We start from the raw sequence: 21,913 nt of genomic DNA on the forward strand, positions 1-21,913 counted from the left end.
CGACGGAGCCGCTGAGCAGCGACCTGCGCAGGCCGCTTTTGAAACGAATACCCATCACAACGCCAGTTCGGGCTTGAGGCGACCTGGCGTCCACACTCGTTGCCGCCACGCGGCGATGGTGCTCAGCACCAGCCCGGCGACCAGGTAGGCGAGCAGCACCAGCGCGGAAGTGCCCGCGGTCTCCAGCCCCGGCCCGCCGTAGAGCAGGTGCCGCAGCGCGCTCACCACGTAGCTCAGCGGCAACAGCTGGTGCAGCGGGTGCAGTGGTGCGGGGATCGTCTGCCACGGGAAGGTGCCGCCTGCGGTGACCAGCTGCAGCACCAGGACGATCAGCGCGATGAACTTGCCCTTCGGCCCGAACGCCGCGTTCAGCGCGTGCACCACGGACGTGAACGCGAACGAGGTGAGCACCAGGAACCCGAGCGTCAGCCACGGGTGGGCCGGCTGCACGCCCACGCCGAACACGACGACGAGGTGCAGCAGCACCGCCTGCGCGATGCCCACCACCGCCGCCGGGATCCATCCGCCGAGCGCCACCTTCCAGGCAGCAACACCCGCGGCGAGCGCCCGCTGCGACAGCGGCCGCATGATCAGGAACAGCACGAACCCGCCGATCCACAACGCCAGACCCATGAAGAACGGAGCCAGGCCCGCGCCGTAGGTGCCTGCCTTGACCTGCGCGTCGTTGCTCACGGCCACCGGGTCTCCGATGGTGCGCGCGGTGTTCTCCCTAGTGGCGTCGTCGAGGCTGGGGATGTCCTCGGCGCCCTTGCCGAGTTCGTCGGCCAGGGTGTGCGATCCGTCGACGAGCTGGCCCGAGCCGTTCGCGAGCCGGTGGGAGCCGTCGGCCAGCCGGTCGGCGCCGTCGGTGAGCTTGGTGGTGCCGGTGACGGCCTGTTGCTCGCCCTGGTGCAGTTGCCGGGCGCCCGAGTCCAGCTCGCCCGCGCCGTTGGCGAGAGTTCCGGCGCCGTCGTTGAGCTGTCCGATGGCGCCGGTCAACGCGGGTGTCGAGTCGGCGAGCTTGCGGTTGCCGTCGGCGACCTGCCGGGCACCGCCCGCGAGGGTGTCGAGCTGACCGATCTGGCCCTGCACCTTGTCGTTGGCGTCGTTGATGGGCTGGTTCAGCTCGTCGAGCCCGTCGAGCACCTTCTGCACGGTCGCCTCGTCGGCTCCCGTGGCGCGCAACTGCTCGGCGATGCGGGTCTTGGTCTGCTCCAAGTCGTCGACGAAGCCCTGCGAGACGTCGCCGAGCCTGCCCGCGGTGCCGGCGAGCTTCTCGTTGCCCTGTGCGACCTGTTCGGCCCCGTCGGCGAGCTTCTCCGACTGCTCCGGCAACGGCGCGGTGCGTTCCTGCAACTGCTGCAGGCCGCCGCGCAGCTGCTCGGCGCCGGAGCTGAGCCGGCCGGTGCCGTCCACGAGCCTGCCGGAACCGTCCAGCAGCGCCTGCTGCCCGTCGAGCAGCTGGTGGGCGCCGGAGGAGAGCTGCGCGGTGCCGTCCTCGGCGGTGCCGAGACCGTCCCGAAGCTCGCCCGCCCCGTCGGCGAGCTTGCCCGCGCCGTCGGCGGCCTGGATCGTCTTTTCGTGCACCGTGCCGAAGCCCATCAGCAGCTGATCGGCGGCTTCGGTGCCTGCGTCGGCGGCGACGGCTTTGCGGACCTCGCCCGCGACCTTGTCGGCGATGGTGGAGATCAAGTAGTTGTTCGTGTCGTTGGTGACCAGCCGCAGTTGCGCCTGCCGCGGCTCGAAATCTCCTGGCGACATCAGCGCGGCGGAGAAGTCACGCGGCACCACCAGCGCGAACGTGTACTTGCCCTGCGCGACGCCCTGTTCGGCGTCCTGGGAACCGGTCCGCTCCCAGTCGAACGAGCCGGAGTTCTCCAGTTCGTCGTAGACCTTGTCCCCGGCGTCGAGTTTGCTGCCATCGTCGCGGGTGGCGCCCTCGTCGTCGACCACCACGGCGGCGGGCACCGAACCGAGCCGGTTGTACGGATCCCAGTTGGCGTAGAGGTACATCGCGCCGTACAGCAGCGGCACGAGCGTGATCGCCACCAGGGCGAGCCGGGGGAGTTTGCCGGAGGTCAGCCTGCGCAGTTCGGTCAAGGCGAGGCGGAACGTGGTCATCAGGCACCTTCTTCGGCGCGGTTGTCCGCGCCCACTCGGGCATGGGGAACGGCGAGCCGGTCGGCGGAATGCGGGGAGCACAGCACGAGCACCGCGCGCTGCCTGCGGGCTTCCCGCCGGGCGAGCCGGTACCAGACGTGCGGGTCGCCGCCGTGGCGGTCGGGTGTGTCGAGCACCAGCGCGTCGGTGTTCTTCACCGCGCACGCCAGGTCGACGAGCAGCCGGGTCCGCTCGGCCGCGGGCAGGTTCTCCACCCGCGTCGTGGCGTGTTCGGTGAGGTCGTGGCCGGTGAGCCAGGTGCGGACGGCGGAACGGCCGGAGCGGCGTCCGGCGATGCTCAGCGCCTCGGCGACCATGGTGCGCACCGGCACGCTCGGTTCGGGTTCGGTGATGTCGGGGCCGTCGACGATCGCGACCCGGCGCCGCAGCGCCTTCGGATCGTCGGCGCCGTCGATCAGCACCCGGCCGCGGCCGGGCTTGAGCCGACCGGACAGGGCGAGGGCCAGCGCGGTGTGCCCGGAGTTCGGTTCTCCGGTCACCACCAGCAGGTCTCCGCTGCTCACGTGCAGCGAGGTGGGCGCGAGCAGGGGACTGTGCGCTCCGTTGACCTCGACTGCGTCAGCGACGATCTCCACGCGTCGTCTCGACTCCTTCACGAAGGCGGGAGATCAGCGCAGCGCCGTTGCCGGGCGCATCTCCCACATCGTCCATAGTGGCCGGTAACCCTGGCGGGGCCAGAACACCGACGACAGCGGGTTGGGCGGGTTGTAGTACAGGAAGCTGCCGAGAACGCCGGCGTTGGCGAACTCGTCGTGCGCCGTGGCCATCAGCAGCTTTCCGACGCCGCCGCCGCGGGCTCTCTCGTGCACTGACACGCAGTTCACGTAGGCCCACCGCCCGGATCGGAGCCGGTGGCCACCTGCTTGGCGGTCCGGGTCGATCCAGCCGCACTCGGCGAGCGCGATCGGTGCGCCGTCCTGTTCGGCCAGCCACACCGGGTCGCCTCCGGGGCCGCTGCCCGCGGCGAGCCGGAGACGTGCGGCGATGCGTTTGAGCTCGGCTGCGTCAGGGCGGTGCACCGATGCGCCGACCAGGGCGGCGTAGGCGTGCTCGGCGAGTGCGAGCTCGACCACGGAGTCCAGATCGGCCGGTCCGGCGCGGCGCACCTTTACGGTACCAGACAGTTCCGTATCTACCTGGGATGGCGGTCCCGGTGGACGGATCGCCAAGCACGACAGCGGGGCGAAGCCGTGGTCCAGCAGCGCACGGGTCGCTCGCGCGTCCCGGCTCGGCCAGGTCACCACGCAGGACGAATCCTCGGCGGGAGCCTCGTGCGCGGCCAGCCAACGCCGCCACTCGCTCAGCAGGCCGTCCATGCCTTCCTGCGGGTGATCGCCGAGCAGCGGGAACAGCTCGAAGGTGTCGGTGGCCTGCCACAGGCTCTGCGTGGAGCCCTGCGGAACGTGCGTGTGCGTGACCAGTCCGGCCACGGTCGCGCCACTCGGCAACCGCGCCATCAGCGGATCGCCCTTCGGCAGCAGATAGCGATCCGGTAGCTGCCGGTCCAGCTCGGCGAACCGGGCGCACTGCCGGTCCATCAGTTCCTGCGCGTCACCCATGACCGCTGAACCCTCCTCCGAGCCGCCGGGCGTCCCGGATTCTGGCAGCTCCGGTGCGATCTCTGCGGCTGATTTCCCAGCGGCAGGGCTCCGGTGCACGTCAGCGATCGGGGATCGCATTTTCCCGAGGTGATCGGGGAACCGCGGAATCAGTCCAGCGTGCAGCAGAAAATGGACGTACCGGGGAACAGCCTGCCGCGCAGCCGGCTCCACTGGCCCCAGGTGTGGTCGGCGTCCTCGGGCCACTCCGGCTCGATCAGATCCACCAGTCGCATGCCCGCGGCGGTGAGCTGGCGGACGTAGTCGCCGAGCGTCCGGTGGTGCTCCACGTAGGTGGCCGCCCCGAACGCGTTGATCTCCACGTACGGCGACCGGTCGAAGTACGGCTGCACGACGGTGAGCCCGCCCGGCCCGGGATCGTCCGGGAAGATCCACCGCATCGGGTGAGTCACCGCGAACACCCAGCGTCCGCCCGGTCGCAGCACGCGCGCGACCTCGTTGAAGACGGCTCCGGAGTCGGCCACGAACGGCACCCCGCCGAACGCCGAGCACGCCAGGTCGAAGCTGTTCGCCGCGAACGGCAGGGTGTCCGCGCTGGCCTGCACGAGCGGCACGTCGATGCCGCTGGCCGCCGCCCCCTCCGCCGCGTGCCGCAGCATGCCGGCGGAGATGTCCAGGGCCACCGGCTGCGCGCCCTGCGAGGCCAGCCACCGGGAGCAGGCGGCCGAACCGGAACCGACCTCCAGCACCCGCTTCCCGGCGACGTCGCCGAGCAGCCGGACGTCGGCTTCGCGTACTCGTTCCGGGCACCAGACGAAGTCGCTGACGCCCAGGAACTCGCCGTGTTCGGCCTGGTAGTCGTCGGCGTCCGCGTCCCACCAGAGCCTGCTCGCCTGCCGCGACTCGACTGCGCCCGCAGTGCGCTTGCTCACACCCGTCGTGCCGAGCGCGCGCTCCGCGGAGGCGTGCGCGGAACCGCCGTCCAGCTGTTCTCCTGTCGCCGAGTCGGGTGAAATTTCGGTGGGTGCCGAGTGGTCGTGCGACATGAGAAGTCCTGTGGTTCGGTGTTTCGCCGGAAAGTGGTTTGCTCCGCGATCGCGCGAACGCGTACGATACCGCCCGCGCCGTGGGTCTTAACGTGTCCGTGCATTCTGGCTGGGAAAACCCGGGACCGGTTCCGCCGGTCGGCAATCGCCGACCGCCGCCGCCGGAGCCGAGCAACCCGACCGGTTGTCGTCCCCCGATCGGGATTAGCGATGGGGGTCCAGCGTTCGACTGTGGTGCGGCCTCGCCGAGTCGGCAGACGCGGGGCGGCCGTACCGACCGGGGATCGTCGACGGGAAGCCGTCGAGACCGGAACCGGGAGTCGTGCGCCACTGGACCGGACCTGTTACGCCGGTTCCGCTCGCAGACGTGTCGGTCCCGGAGGCTAAGATCCAGGGTGCAACCCCCAGCGGGTCGTGCGCGGATGCGTGGTGGGACTTTCGTCCAGCCGTCTCCGACGCTGACCGAAGCGGGGGAGAACCGTAGGCAACCGACAAACTATCCGTACCGGAGCAACCCACCTGATGTCCACCGACACCACCACCGTTCCGACCACCGCCACCAAGCCGCAGGTCGCGGTCAACGACGTCGGGACGGAGGAGGACTTCCTCGCCGCCGTCGACCTAACCATCAAGTACTTCAACGACGGCGACATCGTTGAGGGCACCATCGTCAAGGTCGACCGTGACGAGGTGCTGCTTGATATCGGCTACAAGACCGAGGGCGTCATCCCGTCCCGGGAGCTGTCCATCAAGCACGACGTCGACCCGGCAGAGGTCGTCACCGTCGGCGACTTCGTCGAGGCCCTCGTTCTCCAGAAGGAGGACAAGGAAGGCCGGCTGATCCTGTCCAAGAAGCGCGCCCAGTACGAGCGCGCCTGGGGCACCATCGAGGAGCTCAAGGACAAGGACGAGCCCGTCAAGGGCACCGTCATCGAGGTCGTCAAGGGCGGCCTCATCCTCGACATCGGCCTGCGCGGCTTCCTGCCCGCGTCGCTGGTCGAGATGCGCCGTGTCCGCGACCTGCAGCCCTACGTCGGCCGCGAGCTCGAAGCCAAGATCATCGAGCTGGACAAGAACCGCAACAACGTGGTCCTGTCCCGCCGTGCCTGGCTGGAGCAGACCCAGTCCGAGGTCCGCAGCGAGTTCCTCAACCAGCTGCAGAACGGCCAGGTCCGCAAGGGTGTCGTGTCCTCGATCGTCAACTTCGGTGCGTTCGTGGACCTCGGTGGCGTCGACGGTCTGGTGCACGTTTCCGAGCTGTCCTGGAAGCACATCGACCACCCGAGCGAGGTCGTCGAGGTCGGCCAGGAGGTCACGGTCGAGGTCCTCAACGTCGAGATGGACCGCGAGCGCGTCTCGCTGTCGCTGAAGGCGACGCAGGAAGACCCGTGGCGTCAGTTCGCCCGGACCCACGCGATCGGTCAGATCGTGCCGGGCAAGGTCACCAAGCTGGTGCCGTTCGGTGCGTTCGTCCGCGTCGACGAGGGCATCGAGGGCCTGGTGCACATCTCCGAGCTGGCCGAGCGCCACGTGGAGATCCCGGAGCAGGTCGTTCAGGTCGGCGACGACGTGATGATCAAGGTCATCGACATCGACCTGGAGCGTCGCCGGATCTCGCTGTCGCTGAAGCAGGCCAACGAGGGCTTCACGCCGGACTCCGAGTTCGACCCCACTCAGTACGGTATGGCCGCCGAGTACGACAACAACGGCGACTACATCTACCCCGAGGGCTTCGACCCGGAGACCCAGGAGTGGCAGGACGGCTACGAGACGCAGCGCGAGGAGTGGGAGCGCCAGTACGCCGACGCGCTGTCCCGCTACGAGCAGCACATGAAGCAGGTCGCGAAGGCCGCCGAGGCCGACGCCGAGGCTGCTGCCGCCGCTGCGGCCGGTACGACCTCCGAGACGCCGTCCCAGGGCGGTGGAGGCGGGAACTACTCCTCCTCCGGCTCGTCCGAGCAGCAGGAGGACTCGGGCTCGCTGGCCAGCGACGCACAGCTGGCCGCGCTGCGGGAGAAGCTCTCCGGCGGAGCGTGAACCGCATGACCGTCCCGGTCTGATCGGGCACGGATGAACGCCCACGGCCCCGCACCTGTTCGCAGGTGCGGGGCCGTGGTGCGTTCGAGGGCTGGCAAGATGAGCCGCATGTTGCGTGTGGGGCTCAGCGGCGGGATCGGATCGGGCAAGTCGACGGTGGCCGCGCGGCTGGTGGAACTGGGCGCGGTGCTCATCGACGCCGACGTCTTGGCGCGCGAGGTGGTGCAGCCGGGCAGTGCCGGTTTGGCGGAACTCGCCGAGCGGTTCGGACCTGAGATCCTCACCGCCGACGGCGCGCTGGATCGCCCGGCGATGGCGCGCAAGGTGTTCGGCGACGATCAGGCGCGAGCCGACCTGAACGCGATCACGCACCCGAAGATCGGCGCGTTGACGGTGGAGCGCATGGCGCAGGCCCCTGCGGACGCGATCGTGGTGCACGACGTGCCGCTGCTGGTGGAGAACGATTACGCGGCGAACTACCACCTGGTGCTCATCGTGGACGCCCCGGAGGACGAGCGGGTGCGGCGGTTGACCGGTCGCGGCCTGGACGCCGAGGACGCGCGGGCGCGGATCCGTTCGCAGGCCACCGACGAGCAGCGCCGCGAAGCGGCGGACGTGTGGTTGGACAACACCGGTGCGGTCGAGGACCTGGTGGCCGAGGTGGACCGGCTGTGGTCCGAGCGGCTGGTCCCGTTCGAGGCGAACGTGCGGGCAGGACGGCGGGCGACGCCGCTGTCACCGCGGATCGTCGAGCCGGATTCGGAGTGGCCGCGGGCGGCGCGGCGGCTGAGCGCCAGGGTGCTGCGGGCGGCGGGGGAGAAGGGGGTTCGGGTCGATCACGTCGGTTCGACCTCGGTGCCCGGGCTGCCCGCGAAGGACGTCATCGACCTCCAGCTGGCCGTGCGGTCGATCGAGGACGCGGAAGCGGTGGCCGAGTCCTTGGGCGAGGCCGGATTCCCGGCGTACCACGGGATTCAGCGCGACAACGTGCACGACATCATCGACCCCGACCCGGCGGGGTGGCTCAAGCGTTTCCACACCTCGGCGGATCCCGGGCGTTATGTGAACTTGCACGTGCGGGTGTTCGGCTCGCCGGGGTGGCGGGTGGCGCTGCTGTTCCGCGATTGGTTGCGCGCCGACGCGGACGCCCGGGCCGGGTACGTGGCGGTGAAGCGGGAGCTGGCGGAGCGGTTCGGTTCGGATCCCGATCACGAGCGGTACGCGGAGGCCAAGGAGCCTTGGTTCCTTGAGGCGCTGCCGCGGGCGCAGGAGTGGGCTGAGCGCACGGGGTGGGCGCCGCCGGAGAACTGACCGCGGGAGAACTGACCGCGGGAGAACTGACCGCGGGAGAACTGGCCGCGGGAGAACTGGCCGCGGGAGAACTGGCCGCGGGAGAACTGGCCGCGGGGGCCGAGGCGCGATCAGCGGTGTGGTCGGCAGCTCCGGTGCGTCATCGCGGCATCGCCGCGGATCACCAGAGTTCGAAGATGCCGCGGTACGCGAGCCACTGGTTGATGTCGCGGTGCCGGGACAGTTCCTCGAAGGTCCGGTGCACGGTGCGCAGCGCGTAGTCGGCCTCGCTGAGCCGGATGATGCCTGCGGAGATGGCGGTGGCGAACTCCTCGGCCTGCACGATGCGGGCGCAGCCGTGGTCCGGCACTTGCAGCCCGAGCAGCAGGTCCGTGGTCGTCCACGATCGGGTGTCGCGTTCGATGTGCACGACGGTGAGGCTGCTGGGCTCGCGCATGGAGTGCCTGCGCCGTGAACGGCGACGGGTGAGCCGCAGCCCGAGGTCCGGCATCAGCCAGCTGACCTCGCCTTCGTGGGCGGGATCCTCGGGGGTGGAGCATTCGATGGACAGGCCCCAGCTTTCCACTTGGCAGCGGTCCAACGGCACTACGGCGCCCGAAGAATGCGAACGCTGCGCAGCGAACAGGTCGATGGTGTCCACCAGCTGAGGAGTGACTACGGTGCCCACGGCTTCAGACAGTAGCGCTGTTTCGGGGTTAAGTGATCGTCAGTACCGTTTTTTAACGTAACTTTCCCGTGCTGTCCGGATATCAATTCGAGCCGCATCCGTGGCATCACCGCTTCGGCGGTACAAGCGAAGATCGAATCGCGCGATCGTGAGCGGATTGCCCGTGCCAGGACAGCTCGATCCCGTGTTCGCGGAGCCAGTCGTGCAGCCGGTACCCGTGCCTGGCGAGCCCGTCGAGCGCGGCGCACGCCGATCGCATGGCGCGTTCCGCGGTGGGCTCGTCGAGGAGTTCGGCACGCACTGCCTGCGTGAACTCGTCCACGTCGAGGAGTTCGCTGTGCCTGCCGTCGGCGACGAGGATGTCCAGGTAGTGATCCACCGACCGCCATCGGGCGGGACCGGGTTCGATGCCGGCGATGTCTACGTAGAAATCCCAGTCGGCGGAATGACCCGGGTGGTACTTCCAGCGAGTGATGCGCAGATCGTGTTCGGGCAGCAGCCACGATTCCAGCGATCGCAGTTTCGGGTGACCTGGCATCGCGCGGCGCAGGTACAGGCCGAACGGTTCCCGCCGGTATTCGTCGACTTGGCGGATGATGCTCTTGGGATCGGTGTTGGTCCTGGCGTCCAGGTCGAACAATTCGATCTTGGGCGGGTGCACGGGCAGTCCGAGGCGCTGTGCGATCTCGTGTTGCGTGGTCACGGTGAAACTGTAAGTCGGCGAGGGCGTTGAACGGCAGGTCCGATGAGGTCCTGGCACGTCCGCAATGCCCGTTTCGTGAACACGAAGCGTGTCCGGATCGACGCCCGAGAGTGCGCCTCGGGGCGGTCCGGGACATGTTGTCGGTGCAGGCTCGTACCCTCGGAGACGTGGCTTTCGCGACTGAGTACCCGACCCCGGCCGACACCACCTTCCGGCCGGTCAGCGACATCCCGCGCACCGGTGGCCGCTTCCGCATGGTCAGCGACTACAACCCCTCCGGCGACCAGCCGGCGGCGATCGACGATTTGGAGCAGCGGATCAAGGCCAACGAGGCCAACGTGGTGCTGCTGGGCGCGACGGGCACGGGCAAGTCGGCGACGACCGCGTGGCTCATCGAGCGCTTGCAGCGCCCCACACTGGTGCTGGAGCCGAACAAGACCCTCGCCGCGCAGATGGCCAACGAGATGCGCGAGTTCTTCCCGGACAACGCGGTCGAGTACTTCGTCAGCTACTACGACTACTTCCAGCCCGAGGCGTACGTCCCGCAGACCGACACCTACATCGAGAAGGACTCCTCGATCAACGAGGACGTGGAGCGGCTGCGGCACTCGGCGACCTCGAACCTGCTGAGCAGGCGGGACTGCGTGGTCGTGTCCTCGGTGTCGTGCATCTACGGCCTGGGCACGCCGCAGTCGTACCTGGACCGCTCGGTGCAGCTCGACGTGGGTGGCGAGGTCGATCGGGACATGCTGCTGCGCGCGCTGGTGGACATCCAGTACACCCGCAACGACATCGCCTTCGCCCGCGGCACGTTCCGGGTGCGCGGGGACACCGTTGAGGTGATCCCGGCGTACGAGGAGCTGGCGGTGCGCATCGAGCTGTTCGGCGACGAGATCGAACGGCTCTACTACCTGCACCCGCTGACCGGGGAGATCGTCCGCGAGGTGGACAGCGTGCGGATCTTCCCCGCCACGCACTACGTCGCCGGTCCGGAGCGGATGGAGAAGGCCATTCGCGGCATCGAGGCGGAGCTCGAAGAGCAGCTGGCGAAGATGGAGAAGCAGAACAAGCTGCTGGAGGCGCAGCGGCTGCGGATGCGGACCCAGTACGACGTGGAGATGATGCGCCAGGTCGGCTTCTGCTCCGGCATCGAGAACTATTCGCGGCACATCGACGGCCGTGAGGCCGGTTCGGCGCCCGCGACGTTGCTGGATTACTTCCCGGACGATTTCCTGCTGGTCATCGACGAGTCGCACCAGACGGTGCCGCAGGTCGGCGGCATGTACGAGGGCGACACCTCCCGCAAGCGCACCCTGGTCGAACACGGCTTCCGGTTGCCGAGCGCGATGGACAACCGGCCGCTGACCTGGGAGGAGTTCGCGGACCGGATCGGGCAGACGGTGTACCTGTCGGCGACGCCCGGGCCGTACGAGATGGGGCAGGCCGGCGGTGAGTTCGTCGAGCAGGTGATCCGCCCGACGGGCCTGGTCGACCCGGAGGTCGTGGTCAAGCCGACCGAGGGCCAGATCGACGACCTGGTCGGCGAGATCCGCGAGCGCGCGGAGCGCGACGAGCGGGTGCTGGTGACGACGCTGACGAAGAAGATGGCCGAGGACCTCACCGACTACTTCCTGGAGCTCGGGGTGCGGGTGCGGTACCTGCACTCGGAGGTGGACACCTTGCGTCGAGTGGAGTTGCTGCGGCAGCTGCGGCTCGGGGAGTTCGACGTGCTGGTCGGCATCAACCTGCTGCGGGAGGGCCTGGACCTGCCGGAGGTCTCGCTGGTGTCGATCTTGGATGCCGACAAGGAGGGCTTCCTGCGGTCGGGCACGAGCCTGGTGCAGACGATCGGCCGTGCGGCGCGCAACGTCTCCGGCCAGGTGCACATGTACGCGGACCGGATCACCGATTCGATGCAGCACGCGATCGACGAGACGAATCGCCGCCGGGCCAAGCAGATCGCCTACAACACCGAGCGCGGCATCGATCCGCAGCCGCTGCGCAAGAAGATCGCCGACATCCTGGACCGGGTCTACACCGAGTCCGAGGACACCGAGGAAGCGGTGTCGGTCGGTGGTTCCGGGCGCAACGTCTCGCGCGGCAAGAAGCCCAGCGGTGAGGCGGTCGCGTCCTCCGGTGTGCTGGAGGGCCGGGATACGAGTTCGATGCCGCGCGCCGAGCTGGCCGATCTGGTGCAGCAGCTCAACGACCAGATGATGAACGCGGCCCGCGAGCTCCAGTTCGAGCTGGCGGCCCGGCTGCGCGACGAGATCCACGACTTGAAGAAGGAATTGCGCGGCATGGACGCCGCCGGGATCAAGTAGCGGGTTCCGCGCCCCGCGCCCGGTCCGGGTGCGGGGCACGGCGTCTCCGTCAGTGCAGCCGAGCTGCGATCAGTTCGAACAGCTCCTGGTCGACGGCCAGTTCCCAGCGCTTCGCCGCTTCGTCGGACAACGATCGGGTCCACTGCCAGCTTTCCCGGGCTGCGATCTGCACCTCGTGCGGCGCGAGCCGCGAGGTGGTGGCCGCGTGACGGTCGTAGTCCCCGGCAGGCAGGTCGTGTTCCAGGCGGCGGCTCGGGGTGAGCCAGTTGTCGACGGTGCCGCGCAGCAGCCGGCACAGCCGCAGCTGGAACGGTGCCACGACGCCGGTGAGCCATGCGTGTCCGCGCGCGGTTTCGCCGCGGGCCAGCAGGTTCGCGGCCATCAGGGTCCAGTTGGTCAGTTCGTCGATGAGTTGCCGTGCGGTGGCGGCCGGTTCGGGCCGATGCGGTTCGGTGAGCACCGCGGCGGATTCGGTGAGCTCGCCGGTGCGGTCGAGCAGCACCGCGCGTTCCGGATCCGGCAGGTGGATCATGCCGCGCCAGTCGAGGACCTGGCCGATCGAGCTCGCGGCCTCGGCGTGGAACTCGCCGCGCATCAGGTCGTCGAAGACGACCGTGTGCACGCCGTACTGGTTGACGTAGGCCATGCGAACCGGGGCGACGGTCGCGAGGAACGCGGCAACGTCGAACTCGGGCAGTGCTTCGTCGTTGAGGAACAGGTACGCCTCGATGTCCGAGAATTCGTCGGCCTCGGCGATGGTGAACGAGCCGTACAGCAGCACCGCTTCGATGCGCGGGTCGGCTTCGGCGCGGGCGCGCAGCGCGTTGACGCGCTGTTCCAGGGGCGATGACATGGTTCTTCTCCAGGTTCGCGCGGCCCACCGGGCGGGTGGGATGCGGACGGTGTGATCGCGGGTGCCCGGGACGGGCGCGCGTCACCTTGAGAAGACGGCCATGAACCGGACATTATCTGACGGCGGTGCGGGCTCCGGATGCGGGCTTGTGGAGCACCGGCACTCCGGTTCGGAGTTTCGAGGGGGATTCGGAAATGGGCAGGCTGGTCTACTCGGCGATCATGTCGCTGGACGGTTGTGTCGCGGATGAGCGCGGCGAGTACGACTGGGCCGCGCCGAGCGAGTCGGTGCACGCGTTCCTGAACGATCTGGAACGCGAGGTCGGCACCTATCTGCTGGGACGCCGGAGCTACGCGGAAATGATCGTGTGGGACACGTTGCCGCTGGCGGATCAGCCGCGGGTGATGCGTGATTTCGCGGAGGTTTGGCTGGCCGCGGACAAGGTGGTGTATTCCGGAACGCTGGAATCGGTGTCCACTGGGAAGACCCGGCTCGAGACCGATTTCGACCCGGCCGAGGTGCGGCGCTTGAAGGTGGCGTCGGCGCGCGACATCACAGTGGGCGGGCCGACCCTCGCTGCCACGGCGTTCCGGGCGGGGCTGGTCGACGAATGCCATCTGTTCATCAAGCCGGTTCTGGTCGGCGGCGGTCTGCGGGCGTTGCCGCGCGGAGTCCGGCTGGACCTCGACCTGCGCGCGGAGCGGCGTTTCGAAGACGGCACCGTGCACCTTCGATACGACGTGCGGAGCTGAACCGAGGGTTTCCGGTGAAATCCGTTGCTGCCGGGCGGCTGATGGTGAATTGGAATATTCGAATCACTGAATGGTGATAGCGGCTTCAATGTTGTGCTGATCCGGGGTGTCCAAGGATCGAACCGACACGTTCAGAGTAGTCGAAGGGTGCGCCGGTGCGGGTTCAGCCGACCGTTTCTCCCGTAGGGTGTAACCGTCGTTCGTCCGATCGGGATCGTCGTTTCAGCGGTACCTCAATTCTCGGCGGGTGATATTGACCCCGGGGGTGTTTTGTTCATACCCTCCCCTTTCTCGCTTCGCTGGATCGGTTTGGGAAGCCGCGTCCATCCGGAGTTCTCATCGCTGATCGGGGGATCGCAGTGGTGCGGAATGCGCAGGAATCGTCGGGCCGGGAGTCCGTGCTCTACGGCCGGAGCCGGGAACTGCTGCTGGTCCGGGAATTTCTGCTGCGCCCGGAACGGGGCGGTGTCCCCGTGAGCAGGCCGGTTCCGGTGCTCGCCTTCACCGGAACCCGTGGCAGCGGGAAGACCGCGTTGCTCGACGAACTCGCCGCGGGTTTGGAGCAGAACGTGCCGTTCGCCCGGCTGAACTGCGCACAACTCGGTGGGAGCTCACCGCAGAAGGCGTTGGCGGCGTTGGCCTTCCAGCTGAGCAGACCGTGCAAGGGTTACGGGACGCTGGAGTTCCCGCGACTGATCACCGGGCAACTCGCGCTCGGCGCGAACCTGGACGTCACTCGTTGGAAGAACGCCCGCCAGCAGGTCGAGAACGAACTGACGGCGTATCCGAAGATCAGCGACCCGCCGCAGTTCCTCGCCACCCTCGCGTCCGAAGTGCTCTCCGCGGTGCCCGCTTTGGGGAACGTTCCGGGAGTCGTCACGTTGGGCAGGCACCTGCCCGGATTGGTCGTGGGAGGGCTCAACGCGCTGTCGCGCGGCAGACGAGAGCGCGGCGACGGCCGGAAGTGGTTCGGGCACCAGGACAAAGGGCTCGGTCGCGATCCGATCGACGTACTGGTGGAGCTGAACCACAAAGCCCGCTCGGACGACGGAGTGCAGGAAGTGGGGGAGGTGCTGTGGGCGGCGTTCCTCGCGGACCTGCGGGACGGTTTCCGCCGCGGCAGGCACGCCGATCGGCGCACCCTCAACTGCGCGGTGCTGTTCGACGATGTGGACGCCGGACTCGAGCTGCTCTCCGGGCTGGACGTGGCGCACCGGCAGCGCGGTCCGCTGGCCGTCGACGATCCGGACCCGTTGACCGTCGTGGCGACCAGCAGCAAGAGCACGTTGATAAGGCGGCTGTCGGCCACCGGTGAGGAAGCCGTGTCGATCGAGGCCGCCGGTTATAAGGACTACGCCCAGCGGGTGTCCGGCCGTCACCGCATCGGTACGTACGTGGTCCGGTTGGACGATCTGAGCGCGGAAACGGTCGGCACCCTGGTCGCGGCGCTCGGGCCGCGGCTGAGCGACACCCGCCGCATCACCGCCTTGGTGCACGGGTTCGCCCACGGTCATCCACGGGCGACGCGGATGCTGCTGGACGCGATGGCCGAGCTGCGGCTGGACCCGACGGGACTCGACGCGGTGCTCGACGCGCCGATGCCGGACGAGTCCGGTGACGGTGCGGGCCGGGTGGCGGACCGGATGTTGGCGACGTTCCTGGCCGACGTCCCGTCGGACGTCGTGGAGGACCTGGTGACGTGCGCGGCAGCGCGCAACATCGATCAGGCGTTGCGGCTGGCCCGGTACCGGCCGCTGCTGCTGGGCACGGGTGACCGCAACTCGGTCGTCTTCGACGGGACGTTGTGGAGCGGCGTCGACGGTGCGGGTGCGCGCACGATGATCCCGGTGCTGCGCCGGTTGTTGCTGCGCAGGCTCGCCGATCGAGCCGAGCACGAGCGCGCCGACTGGGCGTCGGTGCACGGGTGGTTGCGGCGCTGGTGCGAACAGGACCAGGACCAGGCGGGGGAGTTGCACCACGCGCTGGCGCTCGGCGAGGTCGAGTTCGTCACTAGGAAGCTCGCGGACCTGCTCGACCAGGTGTCCGCGGGCGCCTGGCTGGACCTGCTGCGGTCGGTCTGCGCGGCGCCGAGCTCCGGCGGCAACGTGCTGCCACCGGTCGAGCGGGTGCGTGAACTGACGCGTTGGGCGCTGCCGCGCGATCTGCCGGTGGCGCCGCTGGCTCGGTTAGTCGTCGCGTTGTGGACGGTCGCCGATCCGTTTAACGGCACCCGGTATCGCGAACTGGACAGTGAGATCGCCGCCGATTTCGACGACATCGCACCGTACGCCGGCGACGGGCTCGCCGTGCTGCGCGCGGAGGCGGACAAGTACCGGTAGGTGCTCGGAGGAGGGCCAGTGAACACACCGACAGGGTTCGATTTCCGGCCACCGCAATACGCCAAGGTGGTCGCTCGTGGCAGGCGGATGCGGGTGTTGCGCAACGTCGGTGCGCTCCTCGGCGTCGTGCTGCTGCTCACCGGCGCGTGGATCGGGGCGGGCCGGTGGTTGAACGGCTGCTCTTCGGGCATGTGGCGCGGGGTCGACGACGAGTGCGTGGGCGTCAGCGACGGTTCGGCGAGCCTGCACCCCGGGCTCGGCGACATCGAGGAGAAGATCGAGCGGGAGAACGATCGCATCGCGGGAATCGGCGGGAAGGTCGTCACGGTCGCGGTGCTCACGCCGGTTCCCGAACCGGGCGGTGAACGTGCCAGCGTGTCCCTGGAACAGGTGCGCTCGAAGATCATCGGCGCGTACTTGGCGCAGCGGAAGACGAATCTCGTCGAGGGTGCCTATCCGCTGATCCGGCTGGTGATCGCTGACGAGGGCAGCAATGAGAAGTCGTGGCAGCCGGTCGTGGAGAAGCTGATCGGTCTCACCGAAGACGAGCAACCCCTGGTCGCCGTGACGGGCCTCGGCGTCAGCATCGGCGAGACGATCGACGCCGCGCACCTGCTGGCGCGACACGACATCCCGATGGTCGGCGCGGTGCTCACCGCGGACGGGCTCAACATGACCGGCGCCGTGCGCAGCGAGAGGGGGCCGATCCGAGGGCTGTACCGGGTGAGCCCCAGCAACCACACCGAGGTGCTGGCGCTGCACGAACATTTGGCCACGCAGCAGCGCAAGTACATGCTGGTGCGCGATCAGAACTTCAACGATTTCTACACCACCGGCCTGCGCGACGATTTCGCCGAGGTGTTCTCGGCCGAGCTCGAATCGTCCGGGGTGCAGAGATCCTTCGACGGAACACCCGGCATCAACGGAACGACCAACCAGTTCAACGAGATCGGCAACGAGCTGTGCAGCCCGGGAACTCCCGACACGGTGCTCTACGCCGGGCGTGCCTCGTTGCTGGACGCGTTCGTCGAGAAGCTCCGCGATCGGTACTGCCAGAAGCAGATCACCGTGGTGACGGGCTCCGACGCGGCCAAGCTGGCGAATACGGAGCTGCCGCAGAACGTGGACGTGATCTACGCGGCGCTGGCCGACCCGAAAGCATTGGGGGACAAGCGGTTCAACGTGTACGCCGAGGACTACAGAGCGAACTTCGACGCGTACCGGCAGCGGGAGGGCATCGACTCCCGCGACCTCGGCAACGGCTGGGCGATCATGGAGTTCGACGCGATGACCGCCGTGGTGCTCGCCGCGCAGAACGCGCTGCGAGGTGAGACCGAGATCGGACCCGCCGAGGTCAGGACGTCGCTGGTGGGCCTGACGAGTGAGCGCAGCGCCGTCACCGGTGCCGGGGACAAGTTCTACTTCAACGCCGACACGGGAGACCCGGTCGGCCGGACGATCCACGTGATCCACCGATTCGGCAACGAGTCCGAGCCCGTCGACAAGTACACGTCATGAGGATTCTCGCCGCTGCCACCGGTGCGTCCTGCTCAGCGAAGCCGGATTCGTTGCGGTGACGCGATCGTCGTCCGTGCGGGCGGTGGTGTCGGCAACTCGGCGGGGGAGCACCGGTACGGCCCGCCTCGGGTCGGTACCGGGAGCGCTGGGTGCGGAAAGGTATGGGTCCGGGGCGCCGTAGGTGGGATGCGGTTGCGGCATTCCGGATCTTCGGATTCGAGGACGGCACGGCGCTGATTCGCGGTTCGTTCTCGGGCCGCGTTTCGGCGAAGGGCTGATCGAGCGGCGAAAGCGGGCGCGGGAATCCCTCCCGCGCCCGCTTCCAGCGTCGCCCGTACTCGAAGGCCGTTATGCGAAGCCTGGCCCTACGCGAAGCCCCTGCCCCTACGCGAAGGCACTCAGCCCCGTGATGGACTTGCCGACGATGAGGGTGTTCATCTCACGGCTGCCCTCGAAGGAGTACACGGCCTCGGCGTCGGCGAAGAACTTCGCCACCTCGTAGTCGAGCACGATCCCGTTGCCGCCGAACAACTCCCGCGCCCACGCGACGACCTCGCGCATCCGGGTCGTGGTGAACGCCTTGGCGAGCGCGGCCTGGTCGGCCCCGGCCTTGCCCTCGGCGGTGAGTTGGTTGAGCCGCACCACCATGCCGAACATGGCGGTGATGTTGCCGAGCATCTTCACCAGCAGGTCCTGGATCATCTGGAACCCGCCGATGGGCTTGCCGAACTGCTCGCGGCTCACCGCGTACTCCCGGGCGAGCTCGTAGGCCCGCATCGCCAGCCCCAGCGCCTGCCAGGCCACGCCGCCTCGGGTGCGGGCGAGGACCTTCGCGGTGTCGCGGAAGCTGTTGATGTTCTGCAGCCGGTCGGATTCCGGGACCCGGGCCTCGTCGAAGACGATGTCGGCGTTCTGCACGCTGCGCAGCGCGATCTTGCCTTCGATCTTGGTGGCGGTGACGCCGGGGGTGTCCTTGCCGACGACGAAGCCCTTCACCTGGTCGTCGGCCACGTCCCTGGCCCACACGACGATCAGATCGGCGAAGGTGCCGTTGCCGATCCAGCGCTTGGCGCCGTTGAGCACCCACTCGTCGCCCTCGCGGCGCGCGGTGGTGCGCATGCCGCCCGCCACGTCGGAACCGCCCTCGGGTTCGGTGAGCGCGAACGCGCCGATCTTCTTCATGTCGACCATGTCCGGAAGCCAGCGGTCCCGCTGCTCCTGGTCGCCGCCGCCGAGGATGCTGCCCATCGCGAGTCCGGTGTGGACACCCGAGAACACGGCCAGCGACGGGTCGATGCGGTTGAGCTCGATGCTCAGGAACCCGGCGAACAGTTCGCTGCGCTGCTTGCCGTCGCCGTACTCGGGGTACTGGTAGCCGGCCAGCCGCAGCTTCGCGAACTTCTCGATCACCTCGAACGGGAATTCCGCCTTGTCCCACGCCGGATTCGCCAGCGGGGCGATCTCGCGCTGGAGGTAGTCGCGGATCTCGGCGAGTTCCGCGCGCTCCGAGTCGCTGAGGAGTTCGGCGTAGCCGAAGAAGTCCGGTTCGGTGTTGACCTTCTTGGCCATGATGGCCTCACTTTCTGCGTGGTGGCCGGGGTTCAGTTCCGGTGGTGGCGGCCTTGGCCGTCGCTCGCCTCGGAGTCCAAGGCGGCGTTGAGCGCGTTGTGCTTGCGGTCGCGGGAGCTCGTGCGGTCGAGGTAGGCATCCGGGCCGGTGCCGTAGACCTCTTCGGTCTGCGTCGTGAGCTCGTCGATCGCGGCGGGCGTCAGTTCGGGATTCCCGAGGTCCTTCCAGCGTTCGGCCATGCCGACACCGAGGTGGTCCATCATGTGCCGGATGCCGCCGGGGCCGCCGCCGAGGTGGAAGCTCTCGAACGGGCCGATCGTGGCGTAACGGCCGCCGAGGGACGCCTTCATCACGGTGTCCAGCTCGGGAACGGTGACCACGCCGTCCAGCACGAGGCTGATGGCCTCCCGCATGATCGCGCTCTGGAGGCGGTTCGCCACGAATCCGCTCACTTCCTTGCGCACCCGAACGGGGGTTTTGCCGATCCCCCGGTAGAAGTCGAACGCGCTGGTCACGACCGATTCCGCGGTGCGGGAGCCGGGGACGATCTCGACCAGCGGCACCACGTGCGGCGGGTTGAACGGGTGCGCGATCAGCAGCCGGGCGGCCACGTCGTCGGGCAGGTCCTCGGCGATGTCGGAGGCCACGATGCCGGAGCTCGAGGAGACCAGCACCGCCTCGCGCGGCGCGTGCTCGGCGATCTCGGTGAACAATTCCTGCTTGAAGCCCAGCCGTTCCGGGCCGTTCTCCTGCACGAGGTCCGCTGCGCGCACCGCCTCGGGCAGCGAGGGGACGACTTCGATCCGGCTCAGCAGATCGGCGGGCGAGGTACCGGGAATCCCCGTCGACAGCGCGGGAATCGCCTCCGTGAGCACCTGCGCGAGGTCATCGCGCGGATCGGTCAGCCGCACCCGCAGGCCGCGCGCCGCGAACAGCGCCGCCCAGGACAGGCCGATGGTGCCCGCGCCGACCACCGCCACCGTAGTCCACTGTGGATCTTGCCGTGTCATCGAGTTCGCTCCTTCACTCGGCGAGGTAGTCGTGGACGGGGGTCGCCGCCCCAGCGTGAGGTCGGTGATGATGTGGCTGGCGGAGACGACCTCCCGCACCGGGAGGTCGGCCAACGGCGCCAGCACGTGTTCGAACAGCTGGAGCCGCGCCGGGCCGGTGTGGGCCTCCTTGACGGTGATGTCGGTGATCTGCGACCGGACCAGCTCGCACACCCGGGGTTCCCGCCGGTAGCCCGGCACAATCTTGAGCATGAACGAGGGAACGGTGATCTCGGCCTGCGCTTCGGCGAGGTCCAGCGGGTGGTGCTTGTAGCCCATCGTCGCCGTCGCCACTCGCTGCGAGCCGTAGTCCAAGGTGCCCACCAGCGCGCCGTGGTCGGGGAACAACGCGGGCGTACCCAGCACCTTCGGATAGGCGCTGGCCTCCCGGCCCGCTGCGATGGCGGGGAAGTTGTCCAGGTACATGGCGTGCAGGTATTCGCCGCGCTCCTCACCGAGGCGGACCGGGATCGCCTGGCCTGCCTCCACGTACGGGCCGAACGAGGTCACCTCGCCCATCTTCATGATCTCGAACCGCACCAGCGGTTCCTCGATCTCCAGCGGCTCCGGCACGACCGCCCGCAGCGCCTCCGGATCGGTCCGGTAAACGATGTTGAGGTACTCGCGGTCGGTGAACCGGGGTACCGCGGCGGCGAACGCGGGGGCGTTGAGCGGGGTGGTGGGGCTGCGCAGAATCTGCTCGCGGTTCACGACGGATCTCCTTGATGCGAAGTGAGGTGCTCGGTGGGTCGGGTAGCGGCGGGTGCGCTTCGGTGAATCGCCGAGGTCACGCCGCGCCGAATTCGCGCAGCACCTCGTCGGTGTGCTGGCCGGGCAGCGGCGCGTGCCCGCGGATCGAGCCGGGGGTGGCGGAGAAGTTCATCGGCACCCCGACCACCCGGTAGGCCCCTTCGGTGGGGTGCTCGGTGAGGTCCAGCAGGTGGCCTTCGCGGACGTAATCGTCGTCGGCGGCCTCGTCCAGCTTCAGCACCGGGCCGACGGGGATGCTGCGTTCGGTGCACACGTCGATCCACTCGGCCGTGGTCAGGTTCGGCGTGACCGATTCGATCATCTCGGCGATCGCCTCGCCGTCGGCTCGGGCGTCCAGGATCTTGCCGTTGACCCGCGGATCGTCGGCCAGCTCGGAGCGTCCGGCGGCGTGGAAGATGTCGCGACAGTTCTGCGGGCTGTACGGAATGATCATGGCGAGCCCGTCCTTGGTGGGGCGTGCCCGGTGTCCCTTGGTCAACGACGGCGCGAAGCCCGTCTCGCCCATCGGCGGCTCGAACGCGGCGCCCTGCAGGTGCTCGACCAGGTTGAACGCGAGCATCGTGTCGGCCATCGGCACCTCCACGAGCTGTCCCTGTCCGGTGGCGCGCTGGTGGTGCAGCGCGGCGAGCGCGCTGTAGGCGATGGTCAGCGCCGCGACCTTGTCGGCGAAGATGCTGGGCAGCACCACCGGTGCGCCGATGTCCCCGGCCCGGTCGGCCAGGTCGAGCAGTCCGGAGGCGGCCTGCACCGTCTCGTCGTAGGCGGCGAGATTCGCGCGGTCGGAATCCGGCCGGAAGCCCTGCGCGTGCGCGTAGATCAGGTGCGGGAAGGACTCGGCGAGGCTGTCGTGGTCCATGCCGAGCCGGCGCAGTGCGCCGATGCGCATGTTCGTGATCAGGATGTCGGCGCCGCCGATGAGCTTGAGCGCCTTCTCGTGGTCCGTCTCGTCCTTGAGGTTCAGTGCCACGCTGCGCTTGTTGCGGTTCACGTTCAGGTTCAGCGGCGTCATGCCGGGGGTGCGGAACAGCGTGCCGTTGCGGACCGTGTCCTTCGGCGATTCGATCTTGATCACGTCGGCGCCGAGGTCACCGAGGATCTGAGCCGCGTACGGTCCCATCACGACGGTGGCCATGTCGATGACGCGGACGCCCGCCAAGGGGCCTGTCCGGCCCGAGTCCGAGGTGGCTGCGGAAGGGCCTGTGGGGGCTGTCATGACTGCGAAGTTCCTCCTCGC

16 protein-coding genes and 1 pseudogene are annotated in these 21,913 nt (G+C 68.7%); 6 read left to right on the top strand and 11 right to left on the bottom strand.

Features of this window, described 5'->3' with window-relative positions; translation table 11 throughout:
- Positions 1-54 precede the first annotated feature (54 nt).
- The 4 genes from H2Q94_RS08975 to H2Q94_RS08990 form a co-directional block, all read right to left on the bottom strand.
- Positions 55-2,121 (bottom strand): YhgE/Pip domain-containing protein, encoded by a 2,067-nt coding sequence (locus H2Q94_RS08975; RefSeq protein ID WP_243793894.1) that lies wholly within the window; start codon positions 2,119-2,121, stop codon positions 55-57.
- Positions 2,121-2,756 carry an ATP-binding cassette domain-containing protein gene (locus H2Q94_RS08980; RefSeq protein ID WP_243793895.1) on the bottom strand — a complete coding sequence of 212 codons (636 nt, stop codon included), beginning with the start codon at positions 2,754-2,756 and terminating at the stop codon, positions 2,121-2,123. The genes H2Q94_RS08975 and H2Q94_RS08980 overlap by 1 nt, the downstream gene beginning before the upstream one ends.
- Positions 2,757-2,789: 33 nt before the next feature.
- A complete protein-coding gene (locus tag H2Q94_RS08985) occupies positions 2,790-3,740 on the bottom strand; it encodes a GNAT family N-acetyltransferase (protein ID WP_243793896.1) in 951 nt (316 codons plus the stop codon).
- A gap of 149 nt (positions 3,741-3,889) precedes the next feature.
- Complete coding sequence (locus H2Q94_RS08990) at positions 3,890-4,786, bottom strand: class I SAM-dependent methyltransferase (protein WP_243793897.1); 897 nt, start codon at positions 4,784-4,786, stop codon at positions 3,890-3,892.
- Between the two features lie 522 nt (positions 4,787-5,308).
- Between H2Q94_RS08990 and rpsA the strand changes: the two genes are divergently transcribed.
- The gene (rpsA, locus tag H2Q94_RS08995) at positions 5,309-6,823 is read left to right on the top strand and encodes a 30S ribosomal protein S1 (protein ID WP_243793898.1); all 1,515 of its coding nucleotides are present in this window, start codon (positions 5,309-5,311) and stop codon (positions 6,821-6,823) included.
- A 108-nt stretch (positions 6,824-6,931) separates the two neighbouring features.
- Complete coding sequence (gene coaE / locus H2Q94_RS09000) at positions 6,932-8,134, top strand: dephospho-CoA kinase (RefSeq protein WP_243793899.1); 1,203 nt, start codon at positions 6,932-6,934, stop codon at positions 8,132-8,134.
- A gap of 160 nt (positions 8,135-8,294) precedes the next feature.
- Here coaE and H2Q94_RS09005 read toward each other — a convergent pair whose 3' ends face one another.
- Positions 8,295-8,801 carry a DUF402 domain-containing protein gene (locus tag H2Q94_RS09005; RefSeq protein ID WP_243793900.1) on the bottom strand — a complete coding sequence of 169 codons (507 nt, stop codon included), beginning with the start codon at positions 8,799-8,801 and terminating at the stop codon, positions 8,295-8,297.
- A 106-nt stretch (positions 8,802-8,907) separates the two neighbouring features.
- The gene (locus tag H2Q94_RS09010) at positions 8,908-9,504 is read right to left on the bottom strand and encodes a ribonuclease FAU-1 family protein (RefSeq protein ID WP_243793901.1); all 597 of its coding nucleotides are present in this window, start codon (positions 9,502-9,504) and stop codon (positions 8,908-8,910) included.
- A gap of 167 nt (positions 9,505-9,671) precedes the next feature.
- Between H2Q94_RS09010 and uvrB the strand changes: the two genes are divergently transcribed.
- Positions 9,672-11,828 (top strand): excinuclease ABC subunit UvrB, encoded by a 2,157-nt coding sequence (gene uvrB, locus H2Q94_RS09015; protein WP_243793902.1) that lies wholly within the window; start codon positions 9,672-9,674, stop codon positions 11,826-11,828.
- A gap of 49 nt (positions 11,829-11,877) precedes the next feature.
- Here uvrB and H2Q94_RS09020 read toward each other — a convergent pair whose 3' ends face one another.
- A complete protein-coding gene (locus H2Q94_RS09020) occupies positions 11,878-12,681 on the bottom strand; it encodes a nucleotidyltransferase domain-containing protein (protein ID WP_243793903.1) in 804 nt (267 codons plus the stop codon).
- A 194-nt stretch (positions 12,682-12,875) separates the two neighbouring features.
- Here H2Q94_RS09020 and H2Q94_RS09025 point away from each other — a divergent pair, with 194 nt between their 5' ends.
- The 3 genes from H2Q94_RS09025 to H2Q94_RS09035 all read left to right on the top strand — a co-directional run bounded on the left by H2Q94_RS09025 (position 12,876) and on the right by H2Q94_RS09035 (position 17,290).
- Complete coding sequence (locus H2Q94_RS09025; protein WP_243793904.1) at positions 12,876-13,433, top strand: dihydrofolate reductase family protein; 558 nt, start codon at positions 12,876-12,878, stop codon at positions 13,431-13,433.
- Between the two features lie 362 nt (positions 13,434-13,795).
- Positions 13,796-15,772: an ATP-binding protein gene (locus H2Q94_RS09030; RefSeq protein WP_243793905.1), complete on the top strand. Its 1,977-nt coding sequence runs from the start codon at positions 13,796-13,798 to the stop codon at positions 15,770-15,772.
- A gap of 18 nt (positions 15,773-15,790) precedes the next feature.
- Positions 15,791-17,290 (top strand): ABC transporter substrate-binding protein, encoded by a 1,500-nt coding sequence (locus H2Q94_RS09035; protein WP_243793906.1) that lies wholly within the window; start codon positions 15,791-15,793, stop codon positions 17,288-17,290.
- Positions 17,291-17,674: 384 nt separating this feature from the next.
- Here H2Q94_RS09035 and H2Q94_RS09040 read toward each other — a convergent pair whose 3' ends face one another.
- From H2Q94_RS09040 to H2Q94_RS09055, 4 genes and pseudogenes are all read right to left on the bottom strand, one after another.
- Positions 17,675-18,859 (bottom strand): acyl-CoA dehydrogenase family protein, encoded by a 1,185-nt coding sequence (locus H2Q94_RS09040; protein ID WP_243793907.1) that lies wholly within the window; start codon positions 18,857-18,859, stop codon positions 17,675-17,677.
- 32 nt (positions 18,860-18,891) lie between these two features.
- Positions 18,892-19,869 carry a 3-hydroxyacyl-CoA dehydrogenase NAD-binding domain-containing protein gene (locus H2Q94_RS09045; RefSeq protein WP_243793908.1) on the bottom strand — a complete coding sequence of 326 codons (978 nt, stop codon included), beginning with the start codon at positions 19,867-19,869 and terminating at the stop codon, positions 18,892-18,894.
- Positions 19,870-19,882: 13 nt separating this feature from the next.
- A pseudogene (locus H2Q94_RS09050) lies at positions 19,883-20,619 on the bottom strand (acetoacetate decarboxylase).
- A 76-nt stretch (positions 20,620-20,695) separates the two neighbouring features.
- A complete protein-coding gene (locus H2Q94_RS09055) occupies positions 20,696-21,892 on the bottom strand; it encodes a CaiB/BaiF CoA transferase family protein (RefSeq protein ID WP_243793909.1) in 1,197 nt (398 codons plus the stop codon).
- Positions 21,893-21,913 lie beyond the last annotated feature (21 nt).

Origin of the sequence: Saccharopolyspora gloriosae (assembly GCF_022828475.1) — a bacterium.
Lineage (GTDB): Bacteria > Actinomycetota > Actinomycetes > Mycobacteriales > Pseudonocardiaceae > Saccharopolyspora_C > Saccharopolyspora_C gloriosae_A.